Source organism: Actinomadura logoneensis (assembly GCF_003428695.1).
Taxonomy (GTDB): Bacteria; Actinomycetota; Actinomycetes; order Streptosporangiales; family Streptosporangiaceae; genus Spirillospora; species Spirillospora logoneensis.
The window spans coordinates 1-11189 of record NZ_QURH01000201.1 but is presented as its reverse complement, the minus strand read 5'-3'; the positions used below and the strand labels follow the sequence as shown (position 1 = coordinate 11189).

General features: G+C 74.3%; 14 protein-coding genes. 3 read left to right on the top strand and 11 right to left on the bottom strand.

Annotated elements, in window-relative coordinates; all coding sequences use genetic code 11:
* The first annotated feature begins 227 nt into the window (after positions 1-227).
* Both DZF91_RS11235 and DZF91_RS11230 read left to right on the top strand, forming a co-directional pair.
* The gene (locus DZF91_RS11235; protein WP_117357417.1) at positions 228-827 is read left to right on the top strand and encodes a TetR/AcrR family transcriptional regulator; all 600 of its coding nucleotides are present in this window, start codon (positions 228-230) and stop codon (positions 825-827) included.
* Between the two features lie 160 nt (positions 828-987).
* Positions 988-2178, top strand: coding sequence for an MFS transporter (locus DZF91_RS11230; RefSeq protein ID WP_117357419.1), 1191 nt, complete (start codon positions 988-990; stop codon positions 2176-2178).
* A gap of 67 nt (positions 2179-2245) precedes the next feature.
* Here the strand turns inward: DZF91_RS11230 and DZF91_RS11225 are convergent, their stop codons facing one another.
* Complete coding sequence (locus DZF91_RS11225; RefSeq protein ID WP_117357416.1) at positions 2246-3442, bottom strand: MFS transporter; 1197 nt, start codon at positions 3440-3442, stop codon at positions 2246-2248.
* Positions 3443-3513: 71 nt separating this feature from the next.
* On the opposite strand from DZF91_RS11225, the gene DZF91_RS11220 reads away from it, so the two are divergent.
* On the top strand, positions 3514-3873 hold the full coding sequence (locus tag DZF91_RS11220) for an ArsR/SmtB family transcription factor (RefSeq protein WP_117357415.1): 360 nt from the start codon (positions 3514-3516) through the stop codon (positions 3871-3873).
* A 71-nt stretch (positions 3874-3944) separates the two neighbouring features.
* On the opposite strand, the gene DZF91_RS11215 is transcribed toward DZF91_RS11220, so the two are convergent.
* The 10 genes from DZF91_RS11215 to DZF91_RS39680 form a co-directional block, all read right to left on the bottom strand.
* Complete coding sequence (locus DZF91_RS11215) at positions 3945-4379, bottom strand: nuclear transport factor 2 family protein (RefSeq protein WP_117357414.1); 435 nt, start codon at positions 4377-4379, stop codon at positions 3945-3947.
* Positions 4380-4455: 76 nt separating this feature from the next.
* Entirely contained in the window at positions 4456-4989 is a 534-nt protein-coding gene (locus DZF91_RS11210) for a TadE/TadG family type IV pilus assembly protein (RefSeq protein ID WP_117357413.1), read from the bottom strand.
* A complete protein-coding gene (locus DZF91_RS11205) occupies positions 4986-5453 on the bottom strand; it encodes a TadE/TadG family type IV pilus assembly protein (protein WP_235834209.1) in 468 nt (155 codons plus the stop codon). The genes DZF91_RS11210 and DZF91_RS11205 overlap by 4 nt, the downstream gene beginning before the upstream one ends.
* 26 nt (positions 5454-5479) lie before the next feature.
* Positions 5480-5983 carry a TadE family protein gene (locus DZF91_RS11200; RefSeq protein ID WP_117357412.1) on the bottom strand — a complete coding sequence of 168 codons (504 nt, stop codon included), beginning with the start codon at positions 5981-5983 and terminating at the stop codon, positions 5480-5482.
* 26 nt (positions 5984-6009) lie between these two features.
* Positions 6010-6222, bottom strand: coding sequence for a hypothetical protein (locus DZF91_RS11195; protein ID WP_117357411.1), 213 nt, complete (start codon positions 6220-6222; stop codon positions 6010-6012).
* A 23-nt stretch (positions 6223-6245) separates the two neighbouring features.
* Positions 6246-7160, bottom strand: coding sequence for a type II secretion system F family protein (locus tag DZF91_RS11190; RefSeq protein WP_117357410.1), 915 nt, complete (start codon positions 7158-7160; stop codon positions 6246-6248).
* Complete coding sequence (locus DZF91_RS11185) at positions 7157-8149, bottom strand: type II secretion system F family protein (RefSeq protein WP_117357409.1); 993 nt, start codon at positions 8147-8149, stop codon at positions 7157-7159. Before DZF91_RS11185 ends, DZF91_RS11190 begins: the two co-directional genes overlap by 4 nt.
* Before the next feature lie 82 nt (positions 8150-8231).
* Positions 8232-9530 carry a CpaF family protein gene (locus DZF91_RS11180; protein ID WP_117357408.1) on the bottom strand — a complete coding sequence of 433 codons (1299 nt, stop codon included), beginning with the start codon at positions 9528-9530 and terminating at the stop codon, positions 8232-8234.
* Positions 9530-10381, bottom strand: coding sequence for a hypothetical protein (locus DZF91_RS11175; protein WP_117357407.1), 852 nt, complete (start codon positions 10379-10381; stop codon positions 9530-9532). The genes DZF91_RS11180 and DZF91_RS11175 overlap by 1 nt, the downstream gene beginning before the upstream one ends.
* 2 nt (positions 10382-10383) lie before the next feature.
* The coding region (locus DZF91_RS39680) for a hypothetical protein (protein ID WP_117357406.1) at positions 10384-11189 on the bottom strand (806 nt) is incomplete at its 5' end.

The window sequence follows — 11189 nt, the reverse complement described above, 5'->3', positions numbered from 1 at the left end:
GGCGCCGCGGCGGCGCCGCGGTGGCACCGGCCGCCGCCGCCCCTGCCCGAGGCCCGGACCGCCAGCCTGTCTCGTCGCCATCGCGCCCCTACAAGTCGGGAGATCTGCGGGTCTGAGGTCGCATGGCCATCGTAGACAGGCGGGCCGAACTGGCAATCCCCCGCTGACAACGATCGCGCGACGGACGGTATTGCACCAGTCGATCCAAAACGGCTAGGGTCGCGTCCATGGCGAGACCGCGCACCTTCGACGAGGACCGGGCCGTGGCCACCGCGATGCGCCTGTTCTGGGAGAACGGCTACGAGGCCACCTCCACCCGGGACCTGTGCACCGCGCTCGGCCTCGACCGCAGCAGCGTCTACAACGCGTTCACCAGCAAGCGCGAGCTGTTCCGGCGCGCCCTCGTCCGCTACACCGACATGATGACCGCCGGGCAGCTGGAGATCCTCGACGATCCGGACGGCGGCCCCGCCCTCGACCGGATCCGCCGCGTCCTGGACCGGGTCGTGCGGCAGGAGCACGAGAACTTCCAGAACGGCCGGGGCATCGGCTGCCTGTCGGTGAACACGACGGCCGAGGTGGCCGGGCGCGACCCGGAGATCGCCGCGCTCCTCGAACGGGACTCCGAGCGCCGCCTCGGCTCCCTGCGCGCGGCGGTCGAGGCCGGACGCCGCGACGGCTCGATCACCTCCACCCGCGACCCGGACGACCTGGCCCGCTACCTCAACGCCGTCATCGCGGGCATCCGGATCTCCGGCCAGGGCGGCACGCCGCCCGGCACCCTGGCCGCGATCGCCGCCACCGCCCTGGACACCCTCACCCCCTGACGGGACGCCCTCACCCCCTGACGGGACCGCCCCACCTCCCTGGCGGGGCCCTCACCACAACCTGACCTTCTTGTCTCGGCGCGCCGTCCGGCGGCGCGGCCCTGACGACCGCCTTCCCACACCCTCGTTTTACACCGATCGATGCAGAATGGAGCCCCGCGTGCCCCGTGCCATCCATGTCCTCGCCCTCGGCATCTTCGCCATGGTGACCAGCGAGTTCGTCGTCGCGGGCCTGATGCCCCAGATGGCGGACGGCCTGCACACGACCGTCCCGAGGATCGGCTACCTCATCACCGCGTTCGCCGCCGCGATGGCGCTCGGGGGTCCCCCGGCGGCCCTCGCGGCCGGACGCCTGCGTCCCCGGCCCGCGCTGCTGGCGCTGTTCGCGGTGTTCCTCACCGGGAACGTGCTGGCCGCGCTCGCGCCGTCCTACCCGGTCATGGTCGTGGCGCGGATCGTCACGGGCGTCGCGTCGCAGGCGTTCATCGGGCTGGCGATCACCACGGCCGTCCGGCTCGTCCCGGCGGAGCGGCGCGGCCGGGCCGTCGGGGTCGTCCTGAACGGCCTGATGATCGGCACGCTGCTCGGCATGCCGCTGTCCACGCTGGTCGGCGAGCGGTTCGGGTGGCGCGCCGCGTTCTGGACGATCAGCGCGCTCACCCTCCTCGCCGCCGCCGTCGCCCGCGCGGCCCTGCCGGACCTGGACCGCGCCGACCACGCCGGGAGCGGCGGCGGCGACCGCTCGGCGTTCGCCCGCCCGCGGCTCTGGCTCGCCCTCTCGACCAGCACGTTCATCATCGGCGCGACGTTCGCCGCGTTCTCCTACCTCAACCCGATCCTCACCGAGGTCACCGGTTTCTCCACCGGGACCGTCCCACTGCTGCTCATCGGCTACGGCGCGGCGACCGTGGTCGGCAACATGGTCGTCGGACGGCTCGCCGACCGGCACACCGTCGGCGTCCAGGTCGCCGGGCTCCTGCTCAACGCCGGCTTCCTGGCGGGGTTCGCGCTGCTGGCCGACATGCCCGTGCCCGCCGTGGCCTGCATGCTCGGGATCGGCCTGGTGGGCGTCACGATGAACCCGGCGATGGCGACCCGCGTCCAGCGCGCGGGCAACACCGGGGCGCTGGTCAACACCGTCCACTCGTCGTTCATCACGGCGGGCATCATCGTCGGCTCGTCCGTCGGGGGCGCGCTGATCGACGCCCACGGTCTGCGCGCCCCGCTGTGGACCGGCGTCGTCCTCGCCGTACTGGGCCTGTTCACCCTGCTGCCGGACGCCCTGCGCACCCGTCCGCGCGAGGTCCCGGACGCGGTGGCCGAGGCCCGGTCGCTCGCGGAGAGCCGCTGATCCGGGCCGGTCGGCGGGCGTACCCACGGTTCGGCACCCGTCGGGTACGTCCGCCGTCCGCGCGGGTTCACCGCCGCGTGGAGGCGGTCGCGACGACCGCCGCGCCCGAGGCCGCGAGGACCGCGACGACGGCCGCGAACACCGTGCTTCCCGTCGCGAGGCCGAACGGGTCGCTGAGGTACCCGGCGGCGACGGGCAGCGTCCCGGCGAGCAGGTAGCCGCCGGTGTTCAGCGCGGCGTTGGCCTCGGCGAGGCGGCGCGCCGGGACGTTCGCGTTCAGCAGCGACAGGCCGCCGAGCTGGCCGAGGCCCTGCCCGGCCCCGGCGAGGACGGCCGCCGCGACCAGCGGCACGAGCTCGCGCTCGTGGACGGCCAGCACGAGCACGCCCATCGCGGCGAGCGTGCTGGCGGCCCCGGCCAGCAGGATCGTCCTGCGGGCGAGCCCGCGCACGGCGAACTGCACGCCGGTCGCGGCGGAGAACATCACGAACGCGGTCGCGCCCGCGACGATCCGGTTGCCGGTGCCGAGCATCCCGGCGAGCAGCGACGGCCCCAGCGACAGGACGAACGACGTCGCCGTGATGCCGGGCGCGAACACCGCGATCCCCATGGCGAGGTCGCGCCGGTTCGGTCGCGGGACGCCCGGCACCCGCACCCATCCCGTGCCGCGCGCGTCGCCGGCGGGCCGTTCGAGCGGCATCCGCACGACGACCGCGATCGCACTGACCAGCAGCACGGCCTCGACCGCGAAGACCGTCCACGCCGGACCCACCTCGGAGAGGACGCCCGCGAGCAGCGGCCCGAGTCCCGCGCCGAACACCATCGCGGTCGAGGCGAGCAGGGCCGCGAGGCGGCGGCGCTCGGGCCCGGCGACGTCCGTGACGGCCGCCATCCCCGCCGAGACGGCCGCGCCGACCGCGATCCCGGTGAGCAGCCGCGCCGCCATCAGCGCGGCCACCGACGACGCCGTCGCGAACAGCCCGCACGCCACCAGCGCGGCGCCCAGCGCGGGCACCAGCACCGGCCTGCGGCCGAGCCGGTCGGACGCGATGCCCGCGACCGGCAGCGCGCCGAGCAGCCCGACGATGTAGCAGGCGAACACGACCGTGAGGGTGCCGCGCGAGAACCCGATGCGGTGCTGCCAGAGCACGTAGAGCGGCGTGGCGGCGTTCGACAGCACGAACACCGCCGTGACCGGCCAGGCCGCGAGCCACACCCGGCTCAGGGGGACCGCCGGGGCCGACGTCGTCCGGGACAGGAGCATGAGGGGACCTCCTTGTACGAGTTTTCTCGAACTTAACATGCAGTACGATCAAACTCGTACAAGGAGGTGCGATGCCCGAGATCCGCGAGATCCCCGTACCGGACGGCGCGCCCGCGCCGCTGCCCGAGCCGGACGCCGCCGACCTGCGCCTGGAGACCGTCCTCGGCGCGCTCAGCGACCCGCTGCGGCTGGAGATCGTCCGGCGGCTGCTGCTTGAGCGCGAGGACTTCGACCACACCTGCGGCTGGTTCGGCTTCGACCGCCCCAAGTCGTCCCTGACCCACCACTTCCGCGCCCTGCGGGAGGCCGGGGTGATCAGGCAGCGGCAGTACGGCCTGGAGCGGCGCAGCCACGTCCGCACCGCCGACCTCGAAGCCCGCTTCCCCGGCCTCGTCGCCCTCGTCGCCGCCTGGACACCCCCAGCCGACTGACCGCGCGCCAGGGGCCGGTCATCGCACATAGTGAGCGGCTACATTTGTCATTTTTTGATGATGCGGCTCTGTCACGGAGTGCAGGCTTCGGCGATCGCGGCCGTGTCCCAGTAGAAGGGACGGCATTCGAGCATGCGGCCGTCCCGGACCTTGATCACCTGCACGATCCGCGTCTCGACGTCCCGGCCGGTGGCCTTGGCGCGGAAGCGGACGAGGTTGCTCACCACGACCGTCCCGGCGTCGCCCCAGTGCTCCTGCCCCAGGAACTCCATCGATTCCCAGGCGTCACCGAAGGCCGCCATGAAACGCTCCATCCCCTCATGGCCCCGCCATTCACCGGTGCCGCTGAACGGCATCCCGGGGGCTTGATAGAGCACCACATCGGGGTCGAGGTAGGCCGCCACATTCCCGAAATCGGCCTTGCCGTACCCGCCCGCCGCCACATAGGCGGCCTCGGCCTCATAGAACTTCTGCATCACGGACCAGGCGTCCTGTTCAGTCGGCATGGACCGAGTCTGGCCGCCGGGCGGCTCACGGGCTCGCGAGAATCCGACCACGCATTCCGCGGGCGGGAAGCCCGGGTCACTGAGGGTTGTCGGCGGTGACCGGGTGGGCGGACGCCTCGGACGTCATCTGGAACGACCCCATGCCGGGGATGATGCCGAGCAACTGCGGATGGACGGTGATCCGGACGGAGACGCGGACCTCGTTCACCCCGGCGTCGCAGGAGCTGCCGTCCACCTCCTGCCCGTAGTCGCCCAGCAGCGAGGACGCGCTCGCGCAGGCGGTCTGCGCGTCGACCTGGACCCTGCCGGTGTCGCGCAGGGTGGCGGTGTCGATCTGGTTGGCCCCGGCGCGCGCGGCCTGCTCGGCCATGTCCGCGGCGCGCTGGCGGGCGTGGATGGCCCGGCCGCCGTCCAGGAGCAGACCCGCCAGGACGAAGACGGCGGGCGTGAACAGGACGATGTAGAGCGTGATCGTGCCGCGGTCGCGTCCGGACGGGTCGCGCAGACGCCGAAGCCGTTCGGTGAGGAAGCGGGCGAAGTGGGGGGATGACGTGCGGCGTCCGCCTCGGCGAGAGGATCGTCCGGCGCGTTTCCGTTCCTGGTGGGTCATGGGTTGCCGTCGCCGCGGTAGGTGTAGGTGTCGATGGGCGCGACGGCCTTGCCGGTCAGGGTCCGTCCGCCGGGGAAACCGGGCAGCGCCAGGTCGGAGAAGTCCACCTGGCACGTCACGACGACGGTGACACGGCCCCCCGCGCCCCACGCCGTGGTGTCCGGGTTGATCTGCGGACCGCCCTGGCACCAGTCGTGGCCGGCCAGGTCCCCCGTCGCGGCCCGCTGCGCGAGATCGCGGGCGTCGCGCTCGCCCCGCGCGGTGGACGCGGCGCGCGCGGCGTCCCGGGCGGCGCCGTCCACCTGGCTCTGCGCGTCCACGACGCGCCCGGAGACCACCAGCAGGCCGATCAGCAGGAGGATGATCGGGGTCGCGAAGACCATCTCCAGCGTCATCGTGCCCTCGTCCGCCGGCCCCGGTGCGCGGCGGACCACGGCGCGGCAGGCCACGGCACGGCGGGTCACGGCGCGGCAGGCCACGACGCGGCGGGTCACGGGGCGCCGCCCTGGCAGGCGAGGCCGGACCCGACGTCCGGACGGAAGCACTCGATCGGCCCGCCCGACCGTTGCGAGACGTGGAAGTCCAGGAACGGGACGACCTTGACGACCTTGCCGCTGACCTCCACCCACCGATGGTCGCCGTCCTGGCCCGACCGGACCTGGACGTCCCCGTCCAGCATCCCCCGGCCCACCTTGGACGCCGACTCGCGCGCGGTCTGGTCGGCCAGCCCCTGCCAGTCGCCGGCCGTGGTCGTCCGGGCGGCGCGCGCGCCGGACTGCGCCGCCGCGAGGGTGATCTCGCGCGCGTAGTAGTAGAACGCGAACTGGAACACGGCCAGCAGCGTGAGGATCAGGATCGGCGCGAGGATCGCGAACTCGATCGCGGACGCGCCCCGCTCCCCCGCACCCGCGTCCCGTCCGAAGGCCCGCGCACGCAGAGCTCGCGCACGACCGCGGAGCGGCGGCAAGGAAGGCCGGACCTCTGTGCGCGGCATAGGAGGCTCCTCCTCGGGACGGACGGCTACTTGATGTTCGAGACCTCCTTGTCGATGCGTCCCTTGACCACGGCGCCGATGGCGACGGCGACGCCGACGAGGATCGCGGTGATGATGGCCCACTCGATCGCGGACGCGCCGAGCGACCGCTCGTCCTCGTCGGCGGCGCGCAGGCGGTGCAGGCGGTCGGACAGCAGGGCGCGCAGGTACACGACCGCCGGATCGTTCAACGGGTTCATCGGTACTCCTTCTTCGCGACGCCTCACGAGGTCGTGAGGCGCATCAGAGCGGGGTAGGCGAGGAAGATCAGGAACGCGGCGCAGAACAGCAGCTGGGCCACCAGCATGGACTGCGACCGCTCGTTCGCGCGACCGACGAGGTCGGACAGCTCGCGGCTGCGCATGGACGCGGCGCGCGCGGTCAGGGACTTGCGGATCTGCGCGCCGTCGTCGGCGACCAGCGACAGCGCGCCCGCGAGGTCGCGCAGCTCCTCGACGTTCAGCTCGTCGCCGAGGTCGCCGAGCGACTGCCACGGCGTCCGGCCGGAGATCCGCGCGTTCGACAGGGCCTCGCGGATCCGCAGCATCGCCCAGCCGTCGCCGACGCTCGACGCGGCGAGCAGCGCCTCGGGGACGCCGCGTCCGCCCGCCAGGTTCATCGCGACGAGGTCCAGGAACGCGCCGACGACGTGCCGGAAGTCCTGGCGGCGTCCGCGCGCCTCGTGCCGCAGCTGCATGTCGGGCATGAAGAAGAACACGACGGCGAACGCGCCGCACAGCCACAGCGGCGCCTCGAAGCTCATGCCGAGGCCGAGCAGCGCGAAGTAGCCGGTGACGATCGGGATGAACAGCAGCGCGGCGGCGGACAGCAGGAACTTGGTGCCGAGCAGCGCCTCCAGCGACCGGTCGGTGATCGCGAGGTCCGCGCGGATCGAGCGCAGCTCCCAGCCGCGCGCCTCGCAGTACCGCGCGGCCGTGCCGCCGACCCGGGCGCGCAGGCCGCCGACCTTCTCCAGCGTCGGGGACGTCCGGGCGGGACGCCTGGTCAGCTCGCGGTCGCGGGCGGCGTCGAAGGTCGCGAGCCGCGTCGCCAGTCCCGGACGCGGCGGGAAGAGCGCGCGGGACAGCAGGTACAGGCCGAGTCCGACGACGGCGCCGGCGAGGAGCGCGCCGGTCATGAGGTCCCTCCTCCGGCGTCGAGGGTGGGCCGTCCGCGCGCCGCCGATCCGGTGCCGGACGCCGGAGCCGAGCCCTGGCCGGAACCGGAGGAGCGCCAGCCCGCCACGGTGCTCGGGACCTCCTCCGGCACGCCCGGCGACGGCGCGGGCTCCACGAGGAAGCGTCCGGGCAGCTCGTACTTCGAGAGCTGGCGCAGCCACACGAACCCGCCCGCGTACAGGGCGATGACCAGGACCAGGACGAGCTGGCCGAGGAAGTCGTCGTACGGCTTGACGTAGCCGTGGTTGAAGACCGCGAGGACGAGCGCCGTCCCGACCGAGACCGCCACGACGATGCGGACGCTGCGGCGGGTGGCGCGGCGGTCGGCCTCGACGCGGCGGCGCATGTCGAGCTCGGCGCGGGCGGAGGCGGACAGCGCGCCGAGCATGTCGCGCAGGCCGGGGCCGCGGAGCTTGGCGTTCAGGATGAGCGCGGCGACGACGAGGTCGGCGGACGGGTCGTCCAGGTCGTCGGCGAACCGGCGCAGGGCCTCGGGCATCGGGACGCGGGTGTGCAGCCGGTCCACGAGGACGCGCAGGGGCTGCTGGAGCGCGGGCGCGGCGGCCCGCAGCGACGCGGGGATGGCCTGTTCGAGGCCGACCGCGCCCGCGATCGTGTCGCGGAGGGACTCGGTCCACGCGGCCAGGGCCTCCAGGCGGGCCATCGCGCGGCGCTCCTCGGCCGCGCCGCCCGCGAGGCCGTCCCAGGCGAGGACGAGCGCGGCGGTCCCGGCGGCGGCGACCACCCACCGCGTGACGACCAGGACGGCGACCGCGCTCAGCACCGCGAGGGCCGTCCGGGTGGTGAGGGTGCGCAGCAGGTCCTCGCGGCTGCGCCGGGGCGGGCCGGGCCTGGCGGGCAGCCCGCGGAGCGCCACGGCCAGCAGCAGGAGCCCGCCCCCGACGGCGGCCCCGGCGACGATGGCCAGCAGAACGTCCGCGGAGAACATCAGACACCCCCGTCCCCGCCGGCCGCGATGGTGCGCGGTGTGCCGGGCCGGGGACGTGTGCTGGGGAGGGGACGCGGCATGGTCACCAGCCTCCGGCGGTGGGGTCGTAGCCGTGCTCGGCGAGTTCGGCGGCGCAGGCGATGGGCGCGGCCGGGTGCGCCTGGCCGTCCGGGGCGAGGGCGAAGACCTCCGACGACAGGACGCGTCCGTCCACTCCGGTGACCTCGCGGACCGACGCGACGTAGCGGCGCAGCCGCCCGCCGGTCGCGTAGTCGTTGCGCTTCTCGATGAACACGACGAAGTCGATCGCGCCCGCGATGAGCATGTGGGTCGCCTCGACCGGGAGCCGCTCCTCGGACTGGATCGCGTAGGTCGCGATGCGGTTGAAGACCTCCATGGACGAGTTGGCGTGGATCGTCGACAGCGAACCGTCGTTGCCCTGCGACATCGCGTTCAGCATGGTGACGATCTCGTCGCCGAGGACCTCGCCGACGATCACCCGGGACGGATTCATGCGCAGCGAGCGGCGGACGAGCTCGGCCATGGAGATCGCGCCCTGCCCCTCGGAGTTCGGCAGCCGCTGCTCGAAGGCGACCGCGTTCGGGTGCAGCTCGGGGAAGGCGTCCAGGCCGAGTTCGAGGGCGCGCTCGACGGTGATCAGGCGCTCGTGCGGCGGGATCTCGTTGGCGATCGCGCGCAGCAGCGTCGTCTTCCCGGCGTTGGTCGCGCCCGCGATCATGATGTTCTTGCGCGCCAGGACGGCCGCGCGCAGGAACCGGCCGAGCTCGGGGGTGAACGTCCCGTTGCCGATGAGGTCGGACAGGAACACCTTGCCGAGCCGGGCGCGCCGGATCGACAGCGCGGGCCGGACGGTCACGTCCATCACGGCCGACAGCCGCGAGCCGTCCGGCAGGCGCAGGTCAAGCTGCGGGTTCGCGGTGTCGAACGGGCGCGACGACAGGCCCGAGTAGGCGGCGAGGATCTGGATCAGCTCGACCAGTTCCTCGTCGGTCTCGGCGACGGGCTCGCCCATCACCTCGCGGCCGTCCGCGTAGCCGATGAAGACGCGGTCGCAGCCGTTGATGTCGATGTTCTCGATCTCGGGGTCCTCCAGCAGCGGCTGGAGCCGGCCGACGCCGAACAGCGCCGCGTGCACGCCCGCCGCGAGCGCCTCCTCCTCCTCGGCGTTGGGCGGACGGCGGCCGGAGGTGATCTCGCCGCGCGCGAACTCCTCCAGCACCTGGGAGATCAGCGCGCGGGCGAACTGCCGCTCGTCCTCGCCGGACATCGGCGGCAGCCCGTTGGCGGCGTCCAGGCGGCGCTGCTGCGCGAGCCGGTCGCCGACCTCCTGCCGCAGCCGCTTGACGAGGGCGTGGTCCATCAGAACCTCCCCTCGGCCGGCATCGGCTCGGCGCCCGCCGGAACGCTGTCCACCCTGGTCAGCAGGGTGGCGGCGACCTCGCGGGCGGAGCGGACGAGCAGCGTGCGGTCCAGGCGTCCGCCCCACTGCCCGGACAGCAGCTCGGCGCCCTTCGGGTCGAGCGCGAGCCCGCCGAGCACCGAGACCGGCGCGGTCGGGACGCCGCCGCGTGCCTCCAGCCGCTGCCGGGTGCCGGTGAGGACGCGGTCGACCTCGGCGATCGACGCGCGGAAGTCGCGCGGGTCGGCGAGCACGACGACGCCGAGGGGCGGTCCGCCGCGCAGCTCGCCGGTCAGGGCGGTGACGCGTTCGCGCAGGTGGGCGACCTGTTCGAGGGTGGCGCGGGTGAGCAGGACGACCATGTCGGCCTCGCGCAGCAGCTCGTTCAGCGGGCTGCCCGCGCCGAGCCGTCCGCAGTCGGCGAGGACGTCCACCCCGCCCGCCCCGCCCAGGCCGCGGAACGCGCGGGCGAGCGGCGCCCACAGCCACGTCATGCCCTGCGCCTGCTCGGCGCTGGTGATGCCGACCAGGACGTCCAGGCCGCCGACGAGCCGCTGGCAGTGCTCGGCGATCTGGTCGGGCCGCAGCCCGCGGCGGGCCGTCGCGGCGAGGCTGAGCAGGCCGCGGGACGGGTTCAGCATGGTGGAGCCGTCGGACGTCGCGGGGTCGGCGGGCAGCCGGTACACCAGGTCGCCGCCGGCCTGGTCGCACTCGGCCACCAGCACCGGACGCGGCCAGACCGCGCCGAGCGCCACCGCGGCCGTCGTGACGCCCGGGGCCCCCTTGTCGGCGGCGAGCGCGATGAGGGCCACGGTCAGCCTCCGCCCGTGCCGGGCGACCGCTTCGGCCGCTCGGGCTGGCGCGGGGACGCCGAGCCGGACGGCGCGTTCCCGGACGGGCCGTCGCCGGTGCCGGACGGGGCCTCGCCGTTCGGGGAGGGCGGGACGTCCGTGCCGCCCCCGGCCTGCGGCTGGGTGCCGTCCGGGATGAGCGCGACCGCGACCAGCCCGCTCGACGCGGCCTGCGTGACCTGCGCGACCTGTCCCGGCGGGACCGCCACGTCCAGGCTGAGGCCGTCGCTGCCGAGCCGTCCGCCGCCGCCGGACGACGCGCCGACGACGATGGCGTCCGGGGCGAGGACCGCGCCCGCGCGGCTGCCCGCGCCGCCGTTGCCCCCGCCGTTGCCTCCGTTGCCGCCGCTGACGGCGTAGAGGCTGACGTGCTTGCCCGACTCCAGGCCCCGCGCGGGGAACTGGCCGGGCTTCAGCGACAAGCCGACGATCATGCGTCCCTGCGCGGCGCCGTTCGTCCGGCTGACCATCGCGTTGGTGAGGAGCGCGCCGCGCACGAGCGGCACCGCCGCGAACGTCTGGGCGACTTTCGCACGTTCCGACCAGGCGATGTACTCGATGCCGGTGTCGCCGACCTGGACCTCCCGCAGCGCCGACAGCGGGATGCGCTGCCCGGCCGCGACCGGCTGGGCGATCCGGATCGCCGAGACCCGCTGCCCGCTGGCCATCACCAGGTACGCGCTGGCCAGCGCGCCGCCCAGGACGAGCAGCACCGCGAGCGCCGCGAGCGCCGGCCTGCGCTCGCGCGGCGCGCTCGGCAGCCGCTGCC

Bases quoted from the DNA above. Each gene is read 5' to 3' on its own strand.
- DZF91_RS11210 (WP_117357413.1), bottom strand. From the start codon at position 4,989: ATGACCCACCAGGAACGGAAACGCGCCGGACGATCCTCTCGCCGAGGC.
- DZF91_RS11185 (WP_117357409.1), bottom strand. From the start codon at position 8,149: ATGTTCTCCGCGGACGTTCTGCTGGCCATCGTCGCCGGGGCCGCCGTC.
- DZF91_RS11235 (WP_117357417.1), top strand. From the start codon at position 228: ATGGCGAGACCGCGCACCTTCGACGAGGACCGGGCCGTGGCCACCGCG.
- DZF91_RS11195 (WP_117357411.1), bottom strand. From the start codon at position 6,222: ATGAACCCGTTGAACGATCCGGCGGTCGTGTACCTGCGCGCCCTGCTG.
- DZF91_RS11225 (WP_117357416.1), bottom strand. From the start codon at position 3,442: ATGCTCCTGTCCCGGACGACGTCGGCCCCGGCGGTCCCCCTGAGCCGG.
- DZF91_RS11180 (WP_117357408.1), bottom strand. From the start codon at position 9,530: ATGGACCACGCCCTCGTCAAGCGGCTGCGGCAGGAGGTCGGCGACCGG.
- DZF91_RS11190 (WP_117357410.1), bottom strand. From the start codon at position 7,160: ATGACCGGCGCGCTCCTCGCCGGCGCCGTCGTCGGACTCGGCCTGTAC.
- DZF91_RS11215 (WP_117357414.1), bottom strand. From the start codon at position 4,379: ATGCCGACTGAACAGGACGCCTGGTCCGTGATGCAGAAGTTCTATGAG.
- DZF91_RS11200 (WP_117357412.1), bottom strand. From the start codon at position 5,983: ATGCCGCGCACAGAGGTCCGGCCTTCCTTGCCGCCGCTCCGCGGTCGT.
- DZF91_RS11220 (WP_117357415.1), top strand. From the start codon at position 3,514: ATGCCCGAGATCCGCGAGATCCCCGTACCGGACGGCGCGCCCGCGCCG.